Annotated in this window: 16 protein-coding genes; 5 read left to right on the plus strand and 11 right to left on the minus strand. The window is 71.7% G+C overall.

The features are described 5' to 3' along the window. Positions 1 to 4 precede the first annotated feature (4 nt). From OG509_RS00980 to OG509_RS01000, 5 genes are all read left to right on the plus strand, one after another. Complete coding sequence (locus OG509_RS00980) at positions 5 to 2,842, plus strand: hypothetical protein (protein WP_406179234.1); 2,838 nt, start codon at positions 5 to 7, stop codon at positions 2,840 to 2,842. A 118-nt stretch (positions 2,843 to 2,960) separates the two neighbouring features. After that, the gene (locus tag OG509_RS00985) at positions 2,961 to 4,487 is read left to right on the plus strand and encodes a phage tail sheath family protein (protein WP_406179235.1); all 1,527 of its coding nucleotides are present in this window, start codon (positions 2,961 to 2,963) and stop codon (positions 4,485 to 4,487) included. Between the two features lie 43 nt (positions 4,488 to 4,530). After that, positions 4,531 to 4,971 carry a phage tail protein gene (locus tag OG509_RS00990; protein ID WP_387293254.1) on the plus strand — a complete coding sequence of 147 codons (441 nt, stop codon included), beginning with the start codon at positions 4,531 to 4,533 and terminating at the stop codon, positions 4,969 to 4,971. A gap of 61 nt (positions 4,972 to 5,032) precedes the next feature. After that, positions 5,033 to 6,373 carry a phage tail sheath family protein gene (locus OG509_RS00995; RefSeq protein WP_406179237.1) on the plus strand — a complete coding sequence of 447 codons (1,341 nt, stop codon included), beginning with the start codon at positions 5,033 to 5,035 and terminating at the stop codon, positions 6,371 to 6,373. A 1-nt stretch (position 6,374) separates the two neighbouring features. Further along, on the plus strand, positions 6,375 to 6,815 hold the full coding sequence (locus OG509_RS01000; protein WP_406179239.1) for a hypothetical protein: 441 nt from the start codon (positions 6,375 to 6,377) through the stop codon (positions 6,813 to 6,815). 72 nt (positions 6,816 to 6,887) lie between these two features. Here OG509_RS01000 and OG509_RS01005 read toward each other — a convergent pair whose 3' ends face one another. From OG509_RS01005 to OG509_RS01055, 11 genes are read right to left on the minus strand one after another with little or no spacing between them, the layout of a single operon-like run. Next, the gene (locus tag OG509_RS01005) at positions 6,888 to 8,273 is read right to left on the minus strand and encodes a DUF4157 domain-containing protein (RefSeq protein ID WP_406179240.1); all 1,386 of its coding nucleotides are present in this window, start codon (positions 8,271 to 8,273) and stop codon (positions 6,888 to 6,890) included. 55 nt (positions 8,274 to 8,328) lie between these two features. Next, positions 8,329 to 10,491: an ATP-binding protein gene (locus tag OG509_RS01010; protein WP_406179242.1), complete on the minus strand. Its 2,163-nt coding sequence runs from the start codon at positions 10,489 to 10,491 to the stop codon at positions 8,329 to 8,331. Continuing rightward, positions 10,488 to 11,153: a DUF4255 domain-containing protein gene (locus OG509_RS01015; protein WP_406179243.1), complete on the minus strand. Its 666-nt coding sequence runs from the start codon at positions 11,151 to 11,153 to the stop codon at positions 10,488 to 10,490. The genes OG509_RS01010 and OG509_RS01015 overlap by 4 nt, the downstream gene beginning before the upstream one ends. Before the next feature lie 59 nt (positions 11,154 to 11,212). Next, positions 11,213 to 14,992, minus strand: coding sequence for a beta-propeller fold lactonase family protein (locus OG509_RS01020; RefSeq protein WP_406179244.1), 3,780 nt, complete (start codon positions 14,990 to 14,992; stop codon positions 11,213 to 11,215). After that, positions 14,989 to 18,240, minus strand: a complete 3,252-nt coding sequence (locus OG509_RS01025) for a putative baseplate assembly protein (protein WP_406179245.1) — start codon at positions 18,238 to 18,240, stop codon at positions 14,989 to 14,991. The genes OG509_RS01020 and OG509_RS01025 overlap by 4 nt, the downstream gene beginning before the upstream one ends. 18 nt (positions 18,241 to 18,258) lie before the next feature. Continuing rightward, on the minus strand, positions 18,259 to 18,792 hold the full coding sequence (locus OG509_RS01030) for a phage tail protein (RefSeq protein ID WP_406179246.1): 534 nt from the start codon (positions 18,790 to 18,792) through the stop codon (positions 18,259 to 18,261). Between the two features lie 11 nt (positions 18,793 to 18,803). Further along, positions 18,804 to 20,954, minus strand: coding sequence for a hypothetical protein (locus OG509_RS01035; RefSeq protein WP_406179248.1), 2,151 nt, complete (start codon positions 20,952 to 20,954; stop codon positions 18,804 to 18,806). 4 nt (positions 20,955 to 20,958) lie between these two features. Next, the gene (locus OG509_RS01040) at positions 20,959 to 21,387 is read right to left on the minus strand and encodes a GPW/gp25 family protein (protein ID WP_406179250.1); all 429 of its coding nucleotides are present in this window, start codon (positions 21,385 to 21,387) and stop codon (positions 20,959 to 20,961) included. A 53-nt stretch (positions 21,388 to 21,440) separates the two neighbouring features. After that, on the minus strand, positions 21,441 to 23,237 hold the full coding sequence (locus tag OG509_RS01045; protein ID WP_406179251.1) for a VgrG-related protein: 1,797 nt from the start codon (positions 23,235 to 23,237) through the stop codon (positions 21,441 to 21,443). Further along, entirely contained in the window at positions 23,230 to 23,955 is a 726-nt protein-coding gene (locus OG509_RS01050) for a LysM peptidoglycan-binding domain-containing protein (protein WP_406179253.1), read from the minus strand. The genes OG509_RS01045 and OG509_RS01050 overlap by 8 nt, the downstream gene beginning before the upstream one ends. Positions 23,956 to 24,008: 53 nt before the next feature. Continuing rightward, the gene (locus OG509_RS01055) at positions 24,009 to 24,440 is read right to left on the minus strand and encodes a phage tail protein (protein WP_406179255.1); all 432 of its coding nucleotides are present in this window, start codon (positions 24,438 to 24,440) and stop codon (positions 24,009 to 24,011) included. Positions 24,441 to 25,818: the final 1,378 nt, after the last annotated feature.

A 25,818-nucleotide genomic window follows, 5' to 3' on the forward strand; every position in this document is an offset into this window, starting at 1 on the left:
GCCCGTGGTGAAGCGGACGTACGGCGTCCGCCGTATTTCCGAGTTTTGGCGCCTAACGGGCCGGACATTCAGGACAGGGGGTGGGGCCCCCGTCACCGAGATGAGGATATTTCACGCCATCGGCACAGCTCGGCGCCATGCCCTCCTTATCCTGGACCATGCCGAACGATCGTGTGTCAGGCGCTCGTTCGCCGCAGCTCTGTCCGCAGGAGTACATCCGAGAGGAAGAGCAGAGGCCATGCGCAGGCAGTCCGGCAAAGGTCAGATCCCTTCGAAGCGAACCACTTCGGAAGCCGCTCTCGTGGCGCAGGAGCCGGCCGGGGCGCAGGGAGCAGCACAGCTGAACCCACCCGACCGACTCCTCGCATTGCAGCGTGCCGCCGGAAATGCCGTGGTGGCCCAGATACTGAGCCGGCGGGGGCGCGAAGACATCTTCGACAGGGCGAGGAACCAGCGCCTGGCAGAGCTCGGCCGGATCCGCCAGGACGGTGCCGGTGACGTCAGGGACACCGTGCGGGAACTCGGCCGGCAGCAGGCGTACTCGGCCACCCCGCCACCCAATGCGGAGCGACTGGTCGCCGAGTTGCCGGGGATGCCGGAGCCGGACCGGCTCAAGGCACTCGACTCGCTGAACGGGGAGTACCGTCGCTGGCTGGCCAGGAACAAGGAGTTCGTCGACTCGCTGCGCGCTTGCCTGCCTCCCAAGGAATTCGCCAAGACGGCCGCGTACCTGATGGTCGACCTGGACGACCGGGTCACCTCGGCGCCCTCGGCACGCCAGGAGGCCCGGGCACAGGTCGAGGCGATGCTGCAGGACCCGGACACGACCGGGCGATTAATGATGAATCGCGCCACCGTGATGGTGGTGCCCAAGGACGTCCCCATGACGGCGGTGAGCGCCTTCCACCACCTCGCCGGCACCCACACCCACACCGGTGCGGGCGGCGGCCGCGGCTGGGACGACGTCCGCGGTTCCGGGGGCCGGCATGCCGCCGTCACCGAAGAGAACCTGCTCGGTGACCACACGACCATCGGTGGTGCGACCCACTACGAGGGCGGCTATTCGACCACCACTCACGAGTTCGCGCACACCATCCACGACTACGGGCTCTCGGACGACGACCGCGAGCAGATCGCGCGCCGCTACCAGGAGAAACTCACGGATCCGGCCGCCGTATGGCCGGACGGATCGGACCCGCGCAACTACTCCCGGCGCGACGACCACGAGTTCTTCGCCCAGCTCACCAACGCCTACCTCGGCACCAACCACGGTGACGACCCGTACTCCGGCGAACGCCGCAACAACGGTCCCGACTGGGTCCGCACTCATGAATCGGGGCTGCTCCCACTGCTGGAGAGGGTGTACGGCGCGGCCTCGGCCAAGGGCCACTCCCGCTCGGCCAATCCGGTCGAGGCCAACGCCGCCATGTACGAGGGCTTTCGTGACTTCTGGAGCAGCGTCGGCGAACAGCAGCATGCGCGGCACGGCTCCGCTCCACACCCCCCGCCGCTTCGGCCGGCTCGAAGCAGCACCGGCCTGCCGGGGCCGAACCGGACCTCACCGCCCCCCAAGGCGCCGGGCCCACCCCGTGCGGGACAGATCAAGCCCAGCGCCCGGCCGGAGCTCATCGGTTTGCTCGACGACAGGGCCAGGAGCCCGCACCGGACCGCGTTCGTTGCGCTCGTGCCCACCACGGCCGACGGGCCGGAGCTGGCCGACATCGCCAACCGCTACCGGAAGGGCTTCGCGGGCGAGGGACCGGACAGCAACCGGTTCGGTCTGGTGCTCGGCGTCAATTCCTGGGAGGGGCGGGAAAAAGCCTTGGAGAAGGTGCAGGCGAAGATCGACACCTTCAGGGGGCAGTGGAACAAGAAGAACTTCCCCGTCGGCGTCGTCGGGTTCGTATGGGGCAACCACAAGGTCAGGGAAGCCAAGGACATCGGGCAGGACACCATCCCATACGGGGAGATCCGCCAACACATCATGAAGCAGCCCGTCGTCACACAGCTGGTGAACCACTTCACCGATACGGGCAGTTCGCATGTCTACCTGCACATCAGTGACAGCGACACGCTCTCCTTCATGACTCCGGCCGGCCCGCTGTTCAGCGAAGCGGCCACGCGTCATCTCGGCACGGACGATCCGCCGGACCTGCTCAGCGGCGGCTACACGGCGGGGGCGGACGACCAGAGGATGGTCAAGCTCGCCGTCAAGCTCGACCTCGCGGTGCGCAAGGCCATGGCCGACGTCGACCCGAAGCTCGTCTATTTCCCGGAGCCGAACACCTTCGTCAAGGTGCGGACCGACTGGGGGATGGACGGGCTCGAGGACGGCATCGGCTTCGGTAGCGGTAAGGAAGAGGGACAGAATCTGGTCGACTCGCTCGAGAAGGTGCGCAGCGCCCCGGTGACCCGGGTCTTCGACCCCAGCCTCGCGATCTCCACCCGCGCCGACCGCATCGGCGGCAAGGTTCAGGCCTTCAACGGTGGATCAGTCACCAAGGACACGTTGCGGCAGCTCTACAACCTCGCGCAGACCCACGCCCGGCCCCAGGAGTGGAGCGACCGGATCGCAAGGGTCCACGGAACCGGGCGGGACGTGCTGAACCCGCTGTCCGAGGCCGTATTCGACATCCCCGAACCCGGCAGCCTCAAGGCCGAGGCAGCCAGGCAGCCCCATGACATCACACGAGCCTGGGCCGAAAAGGCGGAGTTGCGGGATGCGCTCCAGGCCATGGACAAAAAGTCCCGCAATACGCTCCTCAAGATCGCACTGGGTACCAGGAAGGCGTTGTTGAACGCGCTGCTCGACGCCTGCAACGAGCTGTCCACGTCCGCTTAGAGCGCCGCCAGTTTGGCCTGTTTCATCCGGGTCCGGTTTCTTCGTTCGCATGCGCGCACCACGCGGCAAATGGTTCGCTTGATTACGCCCCCATCCCGAAGAGAAGGGCAAAGCCCACATGTCACCAGGCCAGTTGGCCCCCGGCGTCTTCATCAAGGAACTCCCGAGCGGCGTTCGTACGATCACCGGTGCGGGTACGTCCACACCCGCGTTCCTCGGCTACACCGTCAGGGCACCGCAAGACCTGGAGTCCACGCCGCCGACGCTCATCAGGAGCTGGACGGAGTTCGTGGACGCGTTCCACTTCCGGTCGGCGCAGACGCCGGAGGAGGTTCAGACGGAGCTGGACCGCGTCACCGACGCGGTCCTCGAACAATCCGGTGAACTGACCACCCTGAAAGAGGCCTTGCACGACAAGGCCACCACGGGCGAGGCCCCCGACCTGACCGAGGCCGATTTCCTGCAACTCGTGAGCATCCGAACACGGGAGTGGGGAGGCGAGAGCGTCAGCGATGCGGACAAGGCGGCGGCAGCGGCCCTCGTGCAGAAGATCTCGAAGGCTTCCGCGGAGTACGCACGCTGGAACACCGCAGGGGCACAGCTGGCCCCCCTCCTGGAGCGCCAGGCGGAACTCACCGTCGTCAAGGGCTATCAGGAAGCCGCAAAGGAAATCCAACTCCCGGAATCCGTCTACGGTTTCTTCGCCAACGGCGGCACCTCCTGCTACGTACTCCGGCTCCACCGCGGGCAGGGCATCCAGACAGCCGTGGAGGGGGACGCCGCCAGGCGCACCGGTCTGGCCGGCCTGAAGAGCGTGCCGGACGTGACCATGGTCGCCGTCCCCGACCTGTGGACCGGTGGGACGGCCGACGCCCTGGGCGGGACCGTGATCGGCAATGTCGCGGGGCACTGTGCCACGATGCGCAACCGGCTCGCCCTCGTCGAACCGCCATCGGGCAAGTCGGCGAGCGCGGTGGCGGCTTTTCTCACCCATCTGGCGTCCCCGGATACGGAGGATGCGGCGTTCACGGCGCTGTACTACCCCTGGCTCCAGGTCCCCGGGGTGGACGGAACTCCCCGCACCGTCCCCCCGTCCGGACACATCGCCGGCATCTGGGCCCGCACCGACACCGAACGCGGCGTCTTCAAAGCACCCGCCAACCAGAACCTCCGCGGCACACTCGGCATCCCCACCCTCCTCACCGACGAACAACACGGCGAACTCAACAGCAAAGGCGTCAACTGCCTCCGCGTCTTCCCCGGCCGCGGACTCCTCGTCTGGGGCGCCCGCACCCGCTCCACCAGCCGCGACTGGCAATACCTCAACGTACGACGACTCGTCAGCCACCTCGCCGACTCCATCCGCCAATCCTCCACCTGGGCCGTCTTCGAACCCAACGACGACCGCCTCTGGGCCACCCTCCGCCACTCCACCACCAGCTTCCTCACCGACCAATGGCGCCAAGGCGCCCTCCTCGGCCGCACACCCGACGAAGCCTTCTACGTCATCTGCGACAACACCAACAACACCACCCAAACCATCGACGCCGGCAAAGTCATCTGCGACATCGGCATCGCACCCGTACGACCCGCCGAATTCGTCCACTTCACCATCACCCAAATCGCCGGAGAATCCGGACAGTAGTGCAATCCGAACCACCTGACGACGAAACCAGGAGGCACCACCTGTGTTGACCGGTGACACTTTCAGCAGCAATACGTTCGTCATCGAGCTGGGCAAGTTCCAGGTCGAGACGGTCCAGGACGTCTCGGGGCTGACCCTGGAGCAGGACGTCGTCGAGACCCGGCAGGTGTCCTCGACCGGCGAGCTGATCGTGCGCAAACAGCCCGGTTCCCGGCGCACCGGAGAGATCACGGTCACCCGGGGCATGGACAAGAGCACCGCGTTCACCGACTGGATCAAGGAGACGCTGGTCAACGCCGACCTCGACAGTGCCCGGCAGAACATCACCATTTCCTTGAAGAACGCGCAGAAGGAAACCGTTCGGCGCATCAATCTCACCAACGCCTGGGCGTCCCGCTGGGAGGGACCGCAGCTCGGCGCCGCCAACTCCGGCACCGCCACGGAGACGGTGACGATCACGTACGAGGACATCACCATCGAATAGCTCCCGCCGCCGCACCGAGCCGGGCACGTCAAGAAGCGGACCGAAGGAAAAGGGAGCATCGATGACCACGCCGAAGCCGCCGGGTGTCTACATCTCGGAAAAGTCCAGTGGTGTGCGCATGATCGTGGGGGTGGGCACCTCCACACCGGCTTTCCTCGGGTACACCATGGTGCCGGACCGCGAGACGGACGGGACGGCCACTCCCCCGTTCACCGCGGAAGAGCGGGCGCACCCCCAGCTGATCCGCGGGTGGCAGGAATTCGCCGACCGGTACAGCATCGAGGCGCTGCGCCAAAAGCTGGCCGCACTCCAGCAGAAGCAGGAGGCCGGGCAGGCTCCGACACCTGCAGAACGCAAGGAAATCCGCGTGCTGGAGCGGTGTTTCACGCTCGCGGAGGCCGTGTACGGCTTCTTCGCCAATGGCGGGCAGTCCTGTTACGTCGTGGGATTCACGGACCCCACGGCAGCCGTCTCCCCCACGCTTCTCAACGGGAGCGCGGAGGAGCGTACGGGCCTGGGCGGGCTGGAGACCGTACCGGAGGTGACCATGGTCGCCGTGCCCAGCCTCTGGGACATGACCGCCGCCGCGTCCGAGGCACAGCCCCCTCCGCCACTGGACCTGACGAAGGGCAAGCCGCTGATGGACGCGGCTGTCGCCCACAGCGTGGCGATGCGCAACCGGCTCGCGATCCTCGACGCTCCGCCCGGCCAGCCCGTCGAACCCCTCAAGTCCTTCGTGGACGGTCTCACATCCCCGGATACGGAGGATGCGGCGTTCACGGCGCTGTACTACCCCTGGCTCCAGGTCCCCGGGGTGGACGGAACTCCCCGCACCGTCCCCCCGTCCGGACACATCGCCGGCATCTGGGCCCGCACCGACACCGAACGCGGCGTCTTCAAAGCACCCGCCAACCAGAACCTCCGCGGCACACTCGGCATCCCCACCCTCCTCACCGACGAACAACACGGCGAACTCAACAGCAAAGGCGTCAACTGCCTCCGCGTCTTCCCCGGCCGCGGACTCCTCGTCTGGGGCGCCCGCACCCGCTCCACCAGCCGCGACTGGCAATACCTCAACGTACGACGCCTCGTCAGCCACCTCGCCGACTCCATCCGCCAATCCTCCACCTGGGCCGTCTTCGAACCCAACGACGACCGCCTCTGGGCCACCCTCCGCCACTCCACCACCAGCTTCCTCACCGACCAATGGCGCCAAGGCGCCCTCCTCGGCCGCACACCCGACGAAGCCTTCTACGTCATCTGCGACAACACCAACAACACCACCCAAACCATCGACGCCGGCAAAGTCATCTGCGACATCGGCATCGCACCCGTACGACCCGCCGAATTCGTCCACTTCACCATCACCCAAATCGCCGGAGAACCGGGCAAGGGCAGCTGAAATGCAGCAGCTCGTGGTCAGGGAAGGCGATGTGCTCCTTCCGCTGGCACCCGTCACAGCGGGTCCGGTCGCGGGGTCGATCATTCCCCGGCCCGTGCAACTGCCCGGGTCCGCGGGGTTCTTCGTCGAGGGGCACGTCGCCTGCGTGCCGTCGGACATCGAGGGACTGGTGATCCCGGGAATCGGCTACAGCGCAGCGGTGTTCGCAGGAGGGTTCGGGGAAATCCGATTCCGGGTGCCCCGGCAGAACCGTGCACGGTACGCGCGTACCCGGAACGGCACGGAGGTCGTCGTCGACGGCGGCCTCCTGGAGCTGACCTTCAAGCCGACCACCCCTGCCACTGATCCGTCCGGCGGCAAGGACCCGACGCCCGAGTACACCGGCACGGCGCAGCTCACCTGCGTCCGCGGCCGGCCCGTGACCGCGGGACCGGCCGTCTGAAGCGCCGTGTGCCCCACTCGCCGGAGCGAGTGGGGCACACGGATCGATCCAGCCACTCTTGCCGGCTCAGCCTCAGCGGCTCTGCTTCTTCTTGAACCAGTCGTTGAAATAGGACCTGGCGATGTTCTCCTGGATCAGCACCCTGACCCGCTTGCGGTTGAACTTGCTTCCGACCTCTTCGTCGTATTCCGGCCTGTTTTGCGCCAGTTCCTCCGCGATCTCCTTCAGGAGTCTTTTCTCGTTCTCGTTCCCGGTTTTCTCCACCGATTCGATGAGCGATTTCCAGAGGTCTACGGCGGCCAGGCCCTCCCTCTTCATCTCCTCCCGCACCGAGGACGAGATGCTCTTGTCCTCCCCCGTGTACTCCTTACGGATTCCATAGGGGGGCGCATCACCGTGCTGCGCCACGTCCTGATGCTCCGCGTAAGTGAGCTTGTTCTCGTTGCGGAGGATGTTGTGATATTCGACGAGTGCCTTGTTGTTCGCCTGCTGGTCCACGTCGAGCCCGACGCTGTTCTGCTGCCAGTGTCCGAGCTCGTGTAGGAAGGTCTGTTCCTTGGTGAAGCCGCCGGACGGCCTGCTGTTCACCACAAGAATTTTGTGTTCGTTGAAATAGGCCCCTCCGCCGGCGCTGTCGACGATCTCGGTCGCGCTCTCTCCCCTGGTCCGGGCAACGGTTGCGATGTCCAGATCGAGCAGTTCGGGCCGCGGATGGTAGAGGGAGTCCGTCGGGTAGTTCTTGAACGGCGTGTTGGCGGACATGCCCTCCGGCACCTCTACGATCATGGGCAGCTCGGCGGTACCAAGGCGTTCCCGCCATTTCTCGATCCGGTCCTTGTCCAGAACCCGCTGAACGACGCGACCGGTATCCGGCGTGTTCCCTGACATCACCTGTGCCGCGCCGGTCTCCGCAGCCCGTTCGAAACGGTCCGACGGGTCGCTGAGACGGACGCCGCCTCCGTGATCCGAACCGGCAACAGGGCCCTCCCGCTGCTGGAGGACGTGGATGAGTTCGTGGACGAGGGTCTTCTTGTCCGCTCCTCCCTCACCGATGACGATGTGGCTGCCTGAGGTGTAGGCGCGGGCTCCGAGCGCGGCAGCAGAGCGCCGGGCCTGCGGGCCGGTGTGCAGACGTACGTCGGAGAGCGGCGCGCCGAGACGGGACTCCATCTCGCCGCGCAAGGGTTCCCGGATCGGCCGGCCGCCCGAGTTCGTCACGTCCTGGACTGCTGCGCGTCGCTCGTCGGGAACGCCGGAGACCCGCTCGCTGCCGTGGACGCGCCGCTCTCGCTCCAAGGCTCGGGCGACGGCGGCGTTGCCCACCATGCGCTGGAGGGCGAACACGTCACCCGGAAACCCGCCGCTCCCACCGCCGAACGGCTCGGCAGGCATGCGGCGGCCCTTGTTCCGGACTCGTTCGGCGTAGGACGACGCCTCGTGACTGCGGGAGTGGTGCACGACGATTCCTGCTCTCTCCAGTAGTGCTGCGCGTTCGGTTCGTCCGGGGTCGGCGTCACCGGCCCGTCGCCGCCGGGAAGCGGGTCTCGTCCACGTAGCGGCCGAGCTTGGCGTACTCCTCGCGGACGGCGGCCAGCAGATCGGCCATGGCCAGGGGCCGGCCACCGTCCGCGGCACGGTAGGCGGCGGTGACGGCGCAGCACCGGATCGCGCCGCCGGGCAGATCGAAGGCGCGGGCGAGGGCGGCCAGGTCGAGGTCGTCGGAGCGGGGGACGGCGGGCCCCAGGCAGCGGTCCCACAGGGCGTGGCGCTGTGCCTCGTCGGGGGCCGGGAAGTGCACGACGAGGTCGAGGCGGCGCAGGAAGGCGGGGTCGATGTTGGAGTGCATGTTGGTGGTGAGGAGGGCGAGTCCGTCGAAGGACTCCAGGCGTTGGAGGAGGTAGGCGGTGCCCGTGTTGGCGTAGCGGTCGTGGGCGTCCTGGGTGGCCGTGCGTTTGCCGAAGACGGCGTCGGCCTCGTCGAAGAGGAGGACCCCGTTGACGTCTTCGGCCTCGGTGAAGACGTGTTCGAGGTGCTTTTCGGTCTCGCCGATGTATTTGTCGACGACGGTGGCGAGTTCGACGACGTACAGGTCGAGGCCGAGGTCGGCGGCGACGACTTCGGCGGCGAGGGTCTTGCCGGTTCCGGAGCCGCCGCTGAACAGCGCGGTGACTCCGCGGCCGCGGCTGCCGCCGGGCCGCATCCGCCACGGCCCGAGGACCAGGTCGCGGTGGCGGACGCGGCGTACGAGGTCGCGCAGCTGCTCGTCCGGCCGTCCGGTCAGGACGAGGTCGGACCAGGTGACGGCCGGGTGTACGGGCCGGGCGAGGCGGCCCAGGGCACTGCCGTTCCAGGTGCGGGCCGCGGCCTGGACGGCCGCGGTGGCGACGGGGGTGCCGTCGGCGTCGGCCTGTCGGCAGGCGGCGGTGGCCGCGGCGCGGATGCGGCGGGGACCGAGCCGGTAGTCGCCGGCAGCGGTGGCGGCCTCTTCCGTCGCGGTCGTCGGTTCGGTGAGGGCGTGGAGTTCGTGCCGCCAGAGGGCGGCGCGCTCGGGCGAGGTGAGGGGCGGGCTACAGGTCTGGACGACCGGCGTGGCGGTCAGACGGGCGTCCCAGGGCTCCCGGCCGGTGAGGACCGTGGGGACGGGCAGGCCGGTGAGGGGTGCGAGCAGCTCGCGTACGTGCCGGGTGTCGGCGGAGTCGACGGGTCCGGCGAGGAGTCCCCAGCCGCGGAGCCGGGCTTCGAGGACCGCAGCGCGGACCTGCTCGGCGGGGTGGTCCGTGCCGTCGAGGGCGGTGAGGTCGAGGCGGAGGGCGGGCCGGCCGATCGCTTCCAAGGCGGCTTCGGCGATGGTGTCGGCCGCGCCCCCGGGGCTGTCTCGGACGTGGACCAGCGGGTGGCGGGTCAGCAGGCGGGTGAGGTGGTGGACGGACTGGGAAAGCGGGCCGGTGCCCAGCGGCGGTACGGGCTGCGGCGTGGTCACCACCCGGCGCAGGGCGGGTGGCAGGGCGTCGTGGCCCAGCAGATGGCCGGTGACACGGTCGGGGACGCGCAGCGGCCGGGTCAGGTACGGGCGGGCGGTGCCTTCGGTCTCCAGCAGCCCGGCGGCGTGCAGGCGGCCGTCGGGTGCGAGGGCTGCACGGGCGGGCGCGGAGGCGCTCGGTGTGCCGCAGAGGGCGAGGGCGAGGCCGGTGGTGGCGTGCCGGGCGGTGACGTCGTCGTTGAGGTAGCCGTAGCAGCGTTCGAAGCGGACGTCGACGTCGGGGGCGAGTGTGACCAGCATGATGTCGACGTCCAGCGGGGAGAGGGCGAATTCCTCGGCGAGGCGGCGCAGCGGCGGCGCGGCTCCGGCAGCCGCGGCTGCGACCTCCTCGGCGCGGAGGGCGGCGGCGAGCTGCTCCTCGGCGGGGTCGGGGGGCAGGGGCGCCGGGGGCGGGTCGAGGAGGTGCGGGGCCATGTCCTCGGAGATGTAGAGCCCTTGGAAGGGGTCGAGGGCGGCGAAGGAGGAGGGACCGGCCGGAGCGCCGTCGGCGGGCCCCGCACCGTCGCCGGTGCGGAAGGCGATCGCGCGCCGCACCCTGCTCTCCAGGAGGGCCAGCCGGGCGAGCAGCCAGTGTGCGGCCGTGGGCCCGGACGCGTCGGCGGGATGGTGACGCGGGGTCGCGGTGGGGGCGGTCACCGGGTGCTCTCCTCCGTGGCCGGGCCGGGGCGGCGGGGCCATCGGGGTGTGCCCGTGCGGGCGAACTCCACGTTGTCGTCGCCGATGACCGGGGGCTGCTCCACGTAGTGGCCATAGGGCTGCGGGAGGAACGAGAGCAGCGGGAGGGTCACGGTCGCATTGACGGCGGGGACGAGCGTGTGGCCGACCGCGCTCCACAGCTCGGTGAGGGCGCGGTCCTCGGCGGGCGGGTGGCCGACGTCGAGGAGGGCCGAGAGACCCATCCCGGCCAGATCTCTGGGCAGTCGGAGGGTGAGCTCGCGGGAGCGCGCGAGACCGGTGAGGAGTTCACCGAGCATGCGGTGGGCACCGAGGGCGTCCGACGCCCAGGCGGTGATGAGGTAGGAGAGCCTGGCGTACCGGGGCGGATCGTGGTGCGCGGACTTCTTCGGCGGCCTGTCCGCGCCGGGTTCGACGGCGTACTGGTAGACGGTGCCGGTCTGACGCCGGTCCAGGTCCTCGCGGATGTCGTACAGATAGATGCCGACGGCTTCCGCGCCCGCGGTCTCGCCATGGCCTGTTTCGCGGCCGGGAGGCTGGAAGGTGACGGTGAAGCCCGGCGGCGGCCATGTCAGGTCCTTCCTTACTCGGACCTCCAGTGCCTTGTCGACCAGTTCGATCATCGTGTGCCTCTGTCCGCGCGGGGTCGTGTGGGAGAGATGAGGGTGCGGGGTGCGTACGGTCAGGCGGTGCCCGGTATGCGGACCACCTGCCGCGGGTCGAGCCCGAGCGCGGTGGCGCCCACGCGCGTGAGCGGCGTGGTGTCGACCACCGAGACGGCAGCACCGCCCCGGTCGGCGAGGTGGACGCGCTGCCGCTCGGGGTGCGGGGCGATACCGGCGAGCGCGGTGCCGGCCGGGACGGCGAAGCGGAGTTTGCCGGTCCGGGTATCGAGCATCAGGAGGGTGCCGCTGGTCTCCGTCGCCTCGGCGGTCTCCGCGTTCCCCGTGGTCACGAACAGCCAGGCGCCGTCCGCCGACACCGCCACCGACCGCGGCCGTACGAGGCGCGGGTCCCGCCAGGTGGCGACGGTTGCGGGTACACCCAAGGCCAGTTCGGCGAGGGCGTCCACGGTGAGGAAGAGGGCACCGCGGCCGTCCGGCCGGAAGGCCAGCCCCGCGCGGGCGCCGAGGCCATGGGTGGAACCGGCGAGCCGCGGCCGGGCCGGGTCGGCGAGGCCGAGCACGTGGACGGCACCGGACTCCGTACCGACGAGGGCGTAGCCGCCTCGGGGGTGGACGGCGATGTCCCGTGCATCGGCCGGGAGTTCGATGCCGGGCCCGGGGAGGGGACGGGGCTCCGCGGGGTCGTCGGTGAACGCCAGGACGCGGAGCCGGCAGCCGCCGTCGGACCGGGTGAGCAGGTAGAGGTGGCCGGGTGTCCCCGGGTGGATCGCCAGTGCGTCGATGGCCGGAAAGGGCTGCTCGACGGCGCCGGTCACCGAAGGGCGGTCCGGGGAAGCGGTGTCGAGCACCCACAGCACCCCGGCGGAGCCCCGCGCGCCGCTGACGTATCCCCATGGCTGCCGGGGGTGGAGGACGATGCCCGTGGGCCGCGCTCCGCCGGTCAGTTCCACGGGGGTCACCGCATCGCGTGCCGGGCGGGCAGGCAGGGTCAGGTCCACGACGTGCACCGTCGGAACGGAACCACCGGCGTCCGCCGCGTAGGCGTACGTCCCGGCCGGGTGCACGGCTACGGCGCGCAGGGCGGTACCCAGGTCCAGGCCCGCTCCGCTCCGCGCTCCCCCGAGGGCGATCGCATCGAGGCTCCCGTCCCGGACGAGGTAGGCGAAGTCGGCTCCGGGGTGCATCGTGAGGGCGTGCGGACCGCCGGTGACGGGCAGCGCCGTCCCGGTCCGTTCGGGAGCCCGGTGCAGGACGGAGACGCTGTCGTCCCCGTGGTTGGCGACATAGGCGCGGACGCCGTCCGGGCCGCTCACCACGCCGGTCGGGTCCTGGCCCACCACGACGGAGGTCACTTCCTGGTCGGCGAGGCGGACGCACCGCAGCGCCCCCGCGGCCCTGTCGGTGGCGTAGGCGTACACGCCGTCCGCGGTGACGGAGACGTCCCAGGGCCGGGACGGCCCCTGCCCGCCGACCGGGACGGGGGTCACCTGCGTTCCGAACACGGTGACCGTCCTGCCGTCGAAGTTGGCGATGCACAGAGTGCCGTCGGCGGAGACCGCGGCCGAATAGGGGCAGTCGGCCCTGGTGAGCGGCGTGGGCTTGGCCTCGGCCACCACGAGCCGGGAGCCATCGAGAGTGATCACGGACAGACAGGCTTCACCGTCCGATTCGCCGCTCCGGCCCCTGTTGACCACGCACAGCGTCGCGTTGTCCGGGCAGACGAGCCCGCTGGGACCATGGATACCTGCCGCAGGATGGGCAGCGACGAGCTGCATCTGTGAAGGCGGGGCATCTCCCGTCACCTGCACGCCGTACACGCTGCCCTTCCCCGAAGTGCTCCAGTCCTCCGCGTCGGCCGCGTAGAGGAACTGCCCGTCCGGGGAGAGCGCGAGTCCGAGGTAGACATCCTGACTTCTCTTGACCGTGATCGTTCGCTCGAAGACTGCCTGGTCAGCAGATACGTCGAAGACCTCCACGGTGCCGTTGGAGTTCGCCGCGTTGGACACGTACAACGTGTGTCCGTCCGGCGAGAGGGCGACGCCGTAGGGCCGCGTCATGCCGCTCTTGGTGACTGCGGTACGGAAGGTCCATGTGCCGCTGCCCGGGTCACGGTCGAGGACCGACACCCCGCCGTTCTCGTAATTGACCGCGTACAGCCGCTGTTCGTCCGGGGACAGGGCCAACTCGTGCGGGCCGTAGAGCCGACCGTCCTCCGTCGTGATGGCGCCCACCTGCTGCCACTGCGACGGGCCCGTTCTGTGCAGTACCGCGATCTGTCCACCCGGTTGCCCGGCCCCGGTGTCACCGAAGTCGGCGACGTACAGTGTCCGGCCGTCCCGGGAAATCGCCGCGCCGCTCGGCTGGCGGCACTCCACCGTCTCCGGATCGATCGTGTACGAGCCGCCACGCCGATCGACGAGGGACACCGTGGCCGTGCCGGAGTCGGCTGTCACCGCGTACCGGCTGTCGGGGGTGATGGCCACCCCCCGTGGTTCCGCCTCCGGCGCCAGGGCGACGGGTCGCACATCGACGCCTGCGGCACCGTCGAGCACATCCCCCGAGGCAGGTTCCAGGACGAGGAGGTGCGCCGAGCCGGGGCTGGTCGCACAGGCGAAGGAGCGGTCCGGCGCGATGGCGACGCCCCACGGTTTGTGCTCGTCCCCCAGCCGGACCGGATCGGGCGGGACTTGTCCGCCGAGGTCGAGCACCGCGACCCGGTCCGTGGCGGAGTCGGCGGCGTACGCCCACCGGCCGTCGGGGGACACGGCGACGCCGACCGGCTGCGACCCCGCTCCGGTCCCGATCTCGCCGGTCCGGCGAGGGGCGGCGCGTACGGCGATCAGCTCGCCGGTGGCCTGGTCGGTGACGTACGCGTAGCGGCCGTCGGGCCCGCAGACCACCGCCGAGGGCACGGCGCCCACGGGGAGGTCCGTACGGTCGCCCGTGTCCGGGTCGACGGCGGTGAGGACACCGGCGGTCCGGCTGACGACATGGATCGTCCCGCCGTCCGGCGTGAAGGCCACCGCGACCGGATGCGGGCCGACGTCGACCGTCTCCGGGGAGCCCAACAGGCCCGTGTCCAGGGCCACGTCGGCGATCGTGACCGAGGCCGATCCGTGGTTCGCGACGCAGATGCGGTCACCGGCGGGGCTCAGCGCGATCGCGCGGGGCTCGGCCCCGACGGCCACCGGGGCGCCCACGGGCGCGGCGCCGTTGTCCAGGGCGAGGACCGTCACCGAGCCGGCCGTGCCGTCCCCCCGGATCGCGACATAGGCGAAGCGGCCTCCCGGGGACACGGCGAGCGCCCGCAGGATCCCCGGCACAGGGACGGTTGCCGTCACGCACGGCGCACCCGGGCTCTCGACGTCGATCACCGACACCATCTCGTCCGTCTCGTCGACGACACAGACGAACCGCCCCGCGGGAGCCGCCACCAGCGCCGACGGGCCTGCGCCGACCGGGAGTTCGACCGGCTGAAGCCCCTCCTTGTCGAACACCACGACCTTGCCTCCCGCCCGGTCGACCACGCAGACCTGGTCGTGGGCGAGGCCCGCGACCACCGCGCACGGCGTGCTCCCGGCCTCGACGCTCCGCAGCACCGACGGAGCGCCGCCGGGAGGGCCGAGGTCGACCACCGAGAGGGTTCCGGAGCCGTGGTTGGCGACATAGGCCCGGGTGCCGTCCGCGCCGACGGCCACAGCGCGCGGATTTCGCTCGACCGACGTGGCGTACGAGCGAGGTTCCTCCGGTGTGGTGAGGTCGACGGCGGCAAGGCTGTCCGCGCCCCAGTCCACGGCGATCAGCCGGGGATCGACGGCCGTGTTCGGGTGGTTCATGAGGGCACCTCCGCGACGGTCACGCGGTGTTCGACGGAGTAGACGGTCTCGGCGGGCCCGCAGTCGAGGCGCGCCACGGCGGCCGTTTCGGCGCCGGTGCGCGGATCGACCGGGGTCAGGTGCGCGGTGGCGACCCGGGCGACGCCCGGCACCTGTTCGAGGACCCGGAACGCCTCGCCCACGTGCACCGGGCGCCCCAGGGGCCACCCGGTACCGTCCGGTCCCCCGCCGACGGGGCTGAAGTACCGGTACAGGGCGCGCTCGGCCGCCGCGCCGAGTTCGGCGCGCTCGGTGGCGGTCCGGTAGTCGGCGGGCACGATCCGGGCGTCGATGCGGATGCCTTGGTACCCGGGATGTTCCAGCCACACCGGGACGCCTTCCGGCTGGCCCGTACGCAGGGCGCGCCGCAGCGTGTCGCAGGCGTCGCGGCCGGGCGTCAGCATGTGGAACGGGAACCAGCCGCGTACGTCGGCCGTGACCGAGGGGATCACCATCAGGCGGACACCGGCCTGGGTGCTGCCGCCGCTGGTATCGGTGTAGCCGTCCTTGCCGTCGTGCGTGGGGGTCGTGTTGCGCACGCCGATGCGGTCGTTCCCGGTGACGAGGCACTCGATGCCGCCCTCGGGCACGCCGTTCCCGGCCGCGCCCAGTGTGACGCGGTACGGGCCGGCCACCGTGACGGCCGCACCCCGGGCGGGGACCGCACCGTACTGCCGGGTGCCGGAGGGACCGCCCGTCACCTTGGGCCCGAAGTGGACCCGTCCCGTGCTCGCGTTGATCACCACGTGCGGGTCGGACTCACCGGATCCGGCGAAGGAGGTGACGGTCGTCCACTCCTCGCCGTCGACCCGGATCGCGGGAAGCGGGCCGCACACCCTGGGGCTCAGGAGCGCGCAGGACTGGCCAGGCTCGCCGGTGGATTCGTACGACGGGTGGCCGGCCCCGGTGCGTTCCTCGTACTGCTCGGCGGGCACGGGCGCGGTGGACCCGGAGTCGGCGTGGACCGTGTACGTGGTGGTGGGAGTGGACCCGGGGTCATGGATCTGGACCGCGATCCAGCAAGCCGCTTCCTCATCGGGGAATTCGTTCCCCCGCCCGGCGATGGCGTCCTGGGCCCTTCCGGCGAGATCGCCCCGCTCGACGGCGGCCAGCCACCGCGCCGACGCGCCCAAGTGGACGCCCCCGCCCTCCGCCTCCGGGGTGAACGACCGGGCGGGCCCGGATGCGTAGGCGAGCGGGGCGTCGACGTCCCACCAGAACCTTCCTGCCCTCGGCGCGAAGACCGACACCGCGATGCGGTCCTCCGGCCCCCGACGCTGCCCGCCGGTCGTCACCCGTAGGGTGAGACGGCGCGGGTCGTGCGGCTTCTTGATCTCCACCAGAGCCAGGACGAGCCCGCCCCCTTCCCTGAACGGCCCGGAGAACCCGGCGGTCCCGTAGTCGCCCGCCGCGAACACCTCGTGGGCGGTGGTGGTTCCGGGGACGAGGTGCAGGGACGCGCTGCCGGCCACGTCCGGTGCCAGGCGCGCGGCGTCGCCGAGAGTGGTGAAGACCTTGGTGCCGTCCGCCGTCGTGACCTGCGTACCAGCGGGCACAGCGTCCGTGCCGGCGGGCAGGGTGAACCGGATCTCCGTCTTCGCGGGCAGCCAGGGCACGTAGTTGCGTGCCGGGTCGAGGGCGTCTTCGGGCACGGGCCGGACGTGGTGGATGCGGGCCATGCCCGCCGAGGCGGCCAGCGCGAGCTGCTCGTAGTCGTGCGGGACCACGGCCCGTTCGGGCACCGGCGAGCCCAGCGGCAGGCGCGTCGCACAGGCGGCGGCGCTCTCGCGTTCGGTGCCGCCGACGGCGGGGGCGGGGTTGGTCACGGAGGAGATGTAGGGCAGGGGTGTCCGCAGCACGGTGACGGTGCGGGCGGGCACATTGCCGCCGGCGCCGCCGCCGGTCAGGTAGCGCCGGATGCGTACGGCCGCACCCGCCGGCAGTGGCGCACCGTGCCGGCGCGGTCCCCGGGCCCCGGCCACGACGAACGCGAAGACGGCCTCGCCGGTGCGCGGGTCCAGGGTGAAGTGCCGTTCGTCGGGCCCCGATCCGGCGAGGGAGGCGACATGCGTCCACCGCTGGACGCGGCCCCCGAGGGTTGCTTCGACGACGAGGGGGTCGGTGGCCCGGGACATCGGGGGGTGGGCGAAGCGGAGGCGTTCGCCCGGGGTGCCGGTTGCGGTGCCGAGGGCCTCGTCCTGGACGAGGCGGGCCTGGACGACCGGGACCGGGACGGTCAGCACGGGGTTGAGCGCGAGGGCCGTCAGCGGTCTGCCGCCGGGGACGGCGCGGTAGCGGATGAGGCCCACGTCGCGCAGGCGCCAGGGGGAGTCGTGTTCCCGGTCGTTCCCCTGGTGCAGCAGGAGCCGAGCCGGCGCGTGGGCGGGCGGGAGGTCGAGGGTGACGCGGCCCGGCCGGTCCGGTCCGGCGACGGTTTCGGTGACGACGCGGCAGCCGGTCCAGTGCATGCCCTGCCAGGCTTCCCAGCGGCCCGGGACCGTGTCCTCACCGGCGCCCTTGGCGATGTCGAGGGTCACGCGCGCGTTCGGTACGGGCACGGAGAGGACGGCCAGGACGTAGGGTCCGTCGGCGCGGCCGGCAGGTCCGGTGGCTCCCGGGCCGAGACCGTCGGGGCTTTCCCCGAGGAGCGGGAAGTCCCCCGGATAGGGGAGGTTGAAGTGGAAGGGCGGCCCGGCGAAGGGCAGTCCGCCCGGTTCGACGGCCCGGCCCGCACCGGGACCCAGTGCCGTCAGCGCGCCCTCCAGGGCCCCGTCGCCCGTCCGCTCCTCCGTGAACTCGCCCGCGGCGACCAGGACGCAGGGGTTGAGCACGGCTTCCGTCAGGGTGCTGAAGACGACCGGCTCCGCCTCCCCCACAGGCCGGGTCGCGACCTCCAGACCGGCGGGGACGACCACCGGTTCGGGTGGCGGCGCGGCGAGCTGGAAGACCACTTCGGTCTGCGCGGGCGCGGGCCGGTACGGCCGCACGCCGAGCAGGCGCAGCGTCTGCAGCCGACGCTGGTCGACGGCCCGGTTGAGCCGGTCGCGGGCCGCCGTGACCATGTCGGCGCAGGTCTCGATCAGGCCGCGGCCGGGGTCCGTCCGGTCCTGCCCGGTCCAGGCCCGTGCGCTGCGGCGCACGGCGGCGACGGCGGTGGCGACGATCTCGTCGCGGGTGCGCCCGTCGTACTCGGGTGTCGGCAGACTCATCCCTGCTGTGACCTCTCGTCAGGAGTGGCTGATGACCGTGACGCTGAAGGGCAGATGGGCGGGGCAGTGTGCTCGTACCAGGCGGGTGAGCCGGCGTTCGAGCGCCCGCTGGTCCTCCCCTCCACCGGCGGTCAGCGTGACGGTGAGCATGCGGCCGGCCGGTGCCGGTGGGTCGTCCGTGGTGCGGACTCCGCCGGGGTCGCCGATGTCGAGGTCCCAGCCGTGGATCTCCTTGGCCTCCAGCCGGAGTCCGTACGGGGTCCCGCGGTGGGCGGCGAGCCGGGGGGCGAGGTCGATGGCCTTGCGCCGCTGGTTCGCGGTCCAGCCCGGCTCGACACGGGCACCGGTGATGCGGATCAGCCAGTCCAGGAAGGCGGGAGGGGCTCGCCAGGGGTCGAGCAGCGCGTCGAGGTCGTCGAGCAACTCCTCTGCGGGGGCGAGCGCCTCGCCGATGGCCGCGGCAAACGCCTGCGCGACGGTGTCGTCGTGGTAGACGGCCGGCAGAGCCAGGGGCGCGGGGCCGCGGGCGACTGCGGGGTCTGCGGGGTGCACGGCTGTCTCCTTCAGTCCTCGGCTGGGGCGACGGTGATGGCCAGGGCCGTGCTGTCGAGCAGGACGAGACCGCCGTCGGAGACCTCGACGGACGAGGCGTCCACGGTCCGGCCGGGGAGGGTCAGGCCGACCTCGGTGGTGCCGTGGATCTCGGGCACCGGCTCCAGCGCGGCGAAGACGTCACCCGCGTGGACCCGGCGGCCCCATGGCCAGCCGCGCCCGTCGGGCCCGCCGGCCGTGGGGTGGAAGTAGCGGCGCAGGGCCCGTTCGGCGGCCCTCTTGGTGTCCTCACTGCCTTCCGGGGTGTTGCTCCAGGTCCGGACGGTGGCGCGGACGCCGAAGGAGTGGTATCGAGGCCCGCCGACGAGCAGCCGGGCGCCCAGCAGCCGGGAGGCTTCGACGACCCCCCTCACCCGGAGCAGCATGTCCGGAGGGACGTCGAACTCGCCTGGAAGCACGGCCTCTTCGGGGTCCCCGGCGGTGCGCGGCACGAGGAGGACGTGGAGCGGGGCGTCTTCGGGGCGCCAGAGGGCGGGCTCGGTCCGCGCCGCCTTCATGAAGAAGAAGACACCGTCGAGGACGGCCACCGCGTCCGGGGAGTCGTGGAGTTGCGGGGAGAGGCCGGGGAACGATTCGGAGATCAGGGACCGCACGCCCCGGCCGCCCTCCCGCGGGGTGAACGTCCGGTCGTGGTAGGTGTAGGCGCGGTGGTAGAAGACTCCGGCCTTGAAGAAGAACAGCTCGCAGGTGATGGGCGAATCGGCCAGGACGGCGACGTCGTCGAGATCGGCGCAGAACTCGTCCGGCAGGCCGTGGAATTCGACGCCGATGGACTTCGCCTCCGCGGCGCCGTCCCAGAAGCACCGGTCGCCGAAGAACCACAGCCTGGGCCCATCCTCTGCGAGCCGGATGACGGCGTTCGGCCGCGCCTCCACTGCGGACGGTACGTCGTCGTCATGTACCGGTGGCTGCGTCCCGTCGCCCGCGTCCGGCCGATCCAGGGGCAGCCTCATGTGAGTGACGGTTCCGCTGTCGTCGTAGTAGTGCACGACCCCTTGCGGGTCCCGGGCGGCAACGGCGCAGGCAAGCACCTCGGCCGGGCGCTGCGGCGTTTCGAGAGCGGCCGGTACCCGCGAGTCGGCGGGCCGGTTCAGTGCCGTCACCCGTACCCGGGCGAGTCCGTCGACGTGCTCGTCGACGAGCTGCTCGTGGTCGGCGGCGGTGACCGCGCGCCGCAGCGGCGCCAGGCCAAGCCCGGCCCGCTCCAGCGCCTGTTCCCGGCTCTCCGCGTCCCGCGCGGGGACGGACACGCTGTGGACAAAGGAGCTCAGCCCGGCAGGCGAGCCGACCACGAGTGGTGTGCCGGCCGGAACACCGGCGCGTGTACCGCGGTACGCGGAGTACGAGAGGGTGACCGTCGCTCCCCTCGGCGGAGGGGCTCCGTGCTGCTGTTCGCCGCCGCCCTCGGCCGATACGAGCGGTCCGAAGACGATCTCGCCGGCGGCGTCGTCCCACCAGTGCACCGTGTCGGCGGGTGTGGCCTCGGCGAAGGTCTTGACGGCCGGCCATGCGGTGCCGTCGACGCGGACGGTGAGCGGCGGGCCGAACGGCGGGTCGGTCTCCGGCGCTCCGCGGCGCCATGGGCGGCGGCCGGGCGCGAAGCGGGCCCCCGGCAGGCCGTCGGCCACACCGAGAGTCTCCGTCACCGCCTCGGGTTCCTCGACGGCCTCCGCCGTCCCGGTGCTCTGCCCGTCGGGGAGCGTCAGCGGCTCGGTGGTGCGCAGGACGACGGGGTCCTGGCCCTGGGTCCGTACCTCCGTGCCGGTGGGGATGACGCAGGCTCCGGCCGTCACCTCCCGCCGGAAGCCGACGACAATCCGGGTGGGCGACGCCGGCAGCGGCGCGATGCCCATCAGCCGCAGCACGGCCGATCGCTGAGTGTGCGTCATACGATCGGTGCGGTAGAGGAGTTGGTCGACGCGTTCGGCGCAGGCTTCGATCAGGGTGATGCCGGGGTCGGATACGTTGTGGTCGGTCCACTCCGGTGCGCGCTGCGGCAGGGCTCGCTTGGCCGCGTCGACGAGCGGCTGGAATCGCAAGTCGTCGAGGTCGGGTACGGGCAGATTGGGTGCGGGCAGGTCGGGTGCGGGCAGGTCGGCCACGGGGTCACGCACCCGGGGCGGCGCCGGGCACGGCGGCCGTGGCCGGGGCGCCGGGCAGGGTGTAGAAGGGGAAGACGAGGTTGCGGGGTTCGTTGGTGGCACGCAGCCGGTAGCGGAGGTCGATGTAGAGCACGCCGGTGTCCACCGCGTCCGTGCTGAACAGCAGGTCGTCCAGCTCGATGCGCGGCTCCCACCGGTCGAGGGCCTGGCGCACCTCCACGTCCGCGCGGGCGACGGTGGTGGCATCGAGCGAGTCGAAAACGAGCCGGTGGATGCCGCAGCCGAACTCGGGGCGCATCGGGCGTTCGCCCGGGGCGGTGGCCAGGATGATGCGGATGGCCTGCTCCACGTCGTCGCTGCCGGTCGCCAGGCCCACCCGGCCGCTGCCGGTGATGACGGCGGGGAAGGCCCACCCCGCTCCGATGATGTCCACGGTCGCTCTCCCAAAGGGACGGGACCGCCTCGGCCGAGGCGGTCCGCTGCGGCTCAGTTGATGTCTACGGTGTTGCCGGTGATGGTGGTCTGCGCGCCGGCGAGCCGGAGCTCTCCGGCGCTCTCCACAGTGACCGTGGCGCCCTTGAGGGTGAGCTCGCCGCCACCGCTCCCGGCCGCCTCGACGGTGACGGTGCCGGCCTTGAGGACCAGGCTGCCCTCCGGCCCGGCGTCGATGGTGAGGGTGCCGTCGCCGCGGGCGTCGAGCGAGATGCGTACGGTCCGCTCGCCCTCCCCCGCCGTGAAGGCGATGGTGGTCTCCTTGCGGTCCAAGTGGGTGGTGAGCCTGCCGTCGCCCGTGGTGAGCCGGACGCCCTGCGGGCCGTCGGCGGCACTGAGCAGTTCGAGGCGGTCGCCCGTACGGGAAGCCAGGGAGCGCCGGTTGGCACGGCCGGTCTGCGCGTCGATGAGCGGCAGACCGTGGTCGGTGGGGGCGTCGACTCCGTTGTAGAGGCCGCCGAGCACGTACGGCCGGTCCAGGCGGCCGTGTTCGAAGCCGACGAGGACCTCGTCCCCGGCCTCAGGGACGAAGACGCCGCCTCCGCCGGTCCCGCCCCACTGGGTGGTGCGGACCCAGTCGCTCACGTAGTCCTGGGACAGCCAGGGCAGCCTCAGCCGCACCGCGCCGCGCTGGCCCTGGCCCGGCTCCTTGGTGTCCGTGACGACGCCGACGGCGACACCCAGGCCGGTCAGCGGCGGCGGGTACGGCGCGACGGGCGGGGGCAGCGGGCCGACCCGGAGCCAGGTCCGGTAGCCCTGCTCTCCGTCGAAGGTGTGGCGGCATGAGGTGGCGGTGTACTTGCCGGTGAAGGGCTCCCCCACGCCGCTGAGCGCGATCGGCACGCCGGCCCGCAGTTCGGGCGTGCCCGCAAGCTCGGCGTCCAGCTCGGCCATGGCCGCGGCCGTCTCCGCCGCGACCGCGCGGGCCACCGCGTCCACCTGCCGGGCGTCCGTACAGCCCGGGCCGCTGACGAGCAGCCGGGCGGACGGGCCGCCGAACGCAGCGCCCAGCCGCGCGGGCGTCGTGCCCAGCCGCAGGCGTTCGCTGTCGCCCGCGCCGGCCCTGGCCGACAGCCCGGCCTTGCCCTCGGGATCCCAGCCACGCACCTCCACCTCGGCCACCTGGCCCTCGGAGGACACCGCGGCGCGAAGCGTCAGCAGGTTCTCCCCGTGCTCCAGGACGAACGGGCTGCGGTCCGCCCCCGTCGTCGGCGCGGGCGCGCCGCTCGCGGCCTCAGGACGGCTCATGTGCAGCGTGCTCCCCACGACCGCCAGCCGCAGACCGCGCTGGTCGGCCAGGTGGTTCAGCAGCTCCCAGTCGGTCAGGTTGGGCTGGGCGAGGTGCCCGATCCGCGTGTGGTCCGCCTCGATCCGGCCGGTCTTGAGTCCGTGCCGGGCCGCCGCCTTCTCGGCGACCTCGGCGACCGTGGTGTCGACGTACGCGGCCACCCGCCGCCCGCGCATGAGCCGGTGCCCCCGGTCCGTGGCCCGTACGGTCGTGAAGGTGCCGTCCGTGTCCACCTCGGTCTCCAGGCCCGTGACCTCCCCGTCGAACAGCACGACCCGGGCCTGGCGGCGCACGGCGGCCACCGACACCGTCAGCGGCGCCCCTACGGCGATCCGCGCGGCGGCCAGGAGCCGGTGCTCCGGATCCCGGAACCGGAGCAGGGCGCGGGCCGGACGACCCGTCTGCGTGTCGACGGCCGCTTCGACGAGCCGCTGCGCCCACAGCTCCTCCAGCGTGGTGCCGAATGCGATGACCGGCTCCGCCGCGTACAGCCGCTCACTCATGCGCCACCGCCTCCGGACGCTCCTCCAGCACGGGAAGCACCAGCAGCGTGCCCACGGGCACCCGGGCCGGGTCGTCGACGCCGTTGGCACGCGCGATCGCCCGCCACCGGGTCGGATCCCCGTATGCCTGCCAGGCCAGCCCCGCCAGCGTGTCACCGGCGACCATCAGGTGGGTGGCCACCGGGCCGTCGGCACCCGATGTCGGATTCTGCCGGGGCGTCGACCCGCCCACTTCCTCCAGCGTGACGTTGCACGTGGCGCGCAGCGGCATCCCGTCGTGCCCGAACCGCGTGTACACCGCTTCGACCTGCGTCACCAGCGCCAGGAACGCGGTGGTCCGGGAACGGCCCCACTCCAGCCGTACCCACGGCGCGGACGCCGGCTTCGTGGTGGTGCTCCGTGCGGTCGGGGCGCAGCAGTCGAGCAGCTTCTCGACCTGTTCCTGCACGTTCGAGCGGAAGTCACCGGCGTCGAGGAAGACCTCCAGGGTCATTGTCCGCGGCTGCGCTCCCACGAACTGGGCGCGGGCGGCCTCACCGTTGGACGGCGAACGGCTGCGGTCCCAGTGCGCCTGCTTGCCGACCTGGACGCGTTCGGGATTGAAGTGCATCCGGACTCGGCCGCGTTCGGGTCCCGGCGCGTTGCCGGTGCCCGTCGGCGGATCGTAGATCACGAGGGCGGCGCGTACGGGCGCGCCCCCGAGCAACTCGGACAGCATGCGGTCCTCTCGAAGGGTGGCGGGACGGACAGACCGGGGCGGGGCGGGCGCGGTCAGAGGGTGATCCCCAGGAACCCGTTGTGCGTGATCTCCAAGGTCTCCCGGGCCGGCTGGGACTGCTCCACGTCGAACGTGGGCCCGCTCCAGCGCACCGGCAGCACCCCGTCGAGCAGCCACCGCACCAGGGGCCGCCGGTCCGGGCCGAGCGCCACGAGCTGTCCGGGAAGGCGCACCGGCTCCCGTACTTGCTGCTGGAGCCAGGCCCAGATCAGCACCGTCTGCTGGGTCAGCGGCCGGGTGAGCGTGACGTTCGTGTACCGCAGCCGGGTCGGCAGATGCCAGACGTGCCCGTTCATTCCGCCCTCGACCCGCTCCTCGACCTCCATCGTGCAGCCGAGACCGTCGCAGGACGTGAACGAACCCAGGGCGTGCATCCCGATGGACAGCTGGAAGTGAGAACTGACGGCGAACGGCTGGTCCAGCATGCGCGAGCACTCCGTGGGATCGGTCGGTCCGGGTCCTTGCCAAGGTCGGGTCGTCGCCGCGCCGTCAACGGGGCGTGGACGTTCCCCAGCCGGGTTCCGGCGGGGGTGGCTGCCGCGGCGCGTGCCGCCGGTACGCCTCACGCGCCCCCGACAGCCGGAGGGCCGGGAGCACCGCCTCGGCCAGGAGGTCTGCGTGGTGCCGGGCGATCTCGCGGGCGAGCACGAAAGCGGTGGGGGCGGGAGGCGGGGTCGGTGAGCCTGGCGTGCTCGGCGTACTCGGCGTACTCGGCGTACTCGGCGGCGAACCGGTGGCCGGCTGTGCGGCGGGCGGCGGCGGGCCCGTCGGAAAGGTGAACGGGGGTACGGACGATGGGGATCCGGACGGCGACCCGCCGTGCCGTGAGGCGGGCGGGGGTACGAGCGGCATCGCGGTGCCCGGAGCATGCCGCATCGGCCGGCCGATGCCGGGCTTGCGCGGCGGATGACTGTCCCGGTCACTGTGGTCGGGGCCGACAGCGGCCTGTCCGTAGGGAGACGGATCGTCCGGCGGCGGCAGACCGTACGGTGCGGGTCCCCCGTCCGAGGGGCGACCGGGCACTCCGGGTCCGGCGAACGGCATGGGCGGCGGGGCCTCGGACGGCCCGGATCCGCCCCCGGAGCGGACTGCCGGCCCGAGCCCCTGAGCAGGCCTGGTTCCAGGGCCGCCCCCGACTCCGGGCCGGGATCCGGGATCCACGCCGTGAACGGCTCCGCCTGCAGGCCGGGGCCCGGCTTCACGGTCCCGTACGGATCCGGAGCCATGACCGGCTCCGGGCCCGGTTTCGAGCCGGTCGGCGTGACCCGGCCGGTCCCCCCTGGTGCCGGGCGCGGACCAGGGTCCGGTTCCCGGGTCGAAGCCGTCTCCGGGACGTGCACCGAGCACGTGCCCCGGCCCGGCTCCCGTCCCCGGCCGAGGCGCAGGGCCCGGGTCGAACCCGAAGGGAGGCTCGACGGCCCCGGTCCGATGGCCGGGGTCAACTCCGCCGGGACCGGCGCCCGTACCAGGGCCGAGGCCACTTCCGGCTCCTGAGGCAGAGCCGGGCCCGGACCGCGGCTCAGGTACGCGCCCAGAAGTAACACCCGGGCCAGAAACGGGCACCGCCCCGGACCGGACTTCTCGCCCAGGACCGACACCCCCGTCAGAACCTTCCCCAGGACCGAAACCAGGCCCAGCCCCAAGAGCAGGTTCAGGCACAGGCCCGTATCCAAGGCCGGGCTGAGGCCCAACCCCGTGCGCAGGACCGGGACCAGAGCCACGGCCGCGCCCAGGAGCAGGACCAGGAGCAGGACCAGGACCAGGACCAGGACCAGGACCAGCATCCGAACCGGGTACGGATCC

Origin of the sequence: Streptomyces sp. NBC_01006, assembly GCF_045162725.1 — a bacterium.
In the GTDB taxonomy this organism is placed as follows: Bacteria; Actinomycetota; Actinomycetes; order Streptomycetales; family Streptomycetaceae; genus Streptomyces.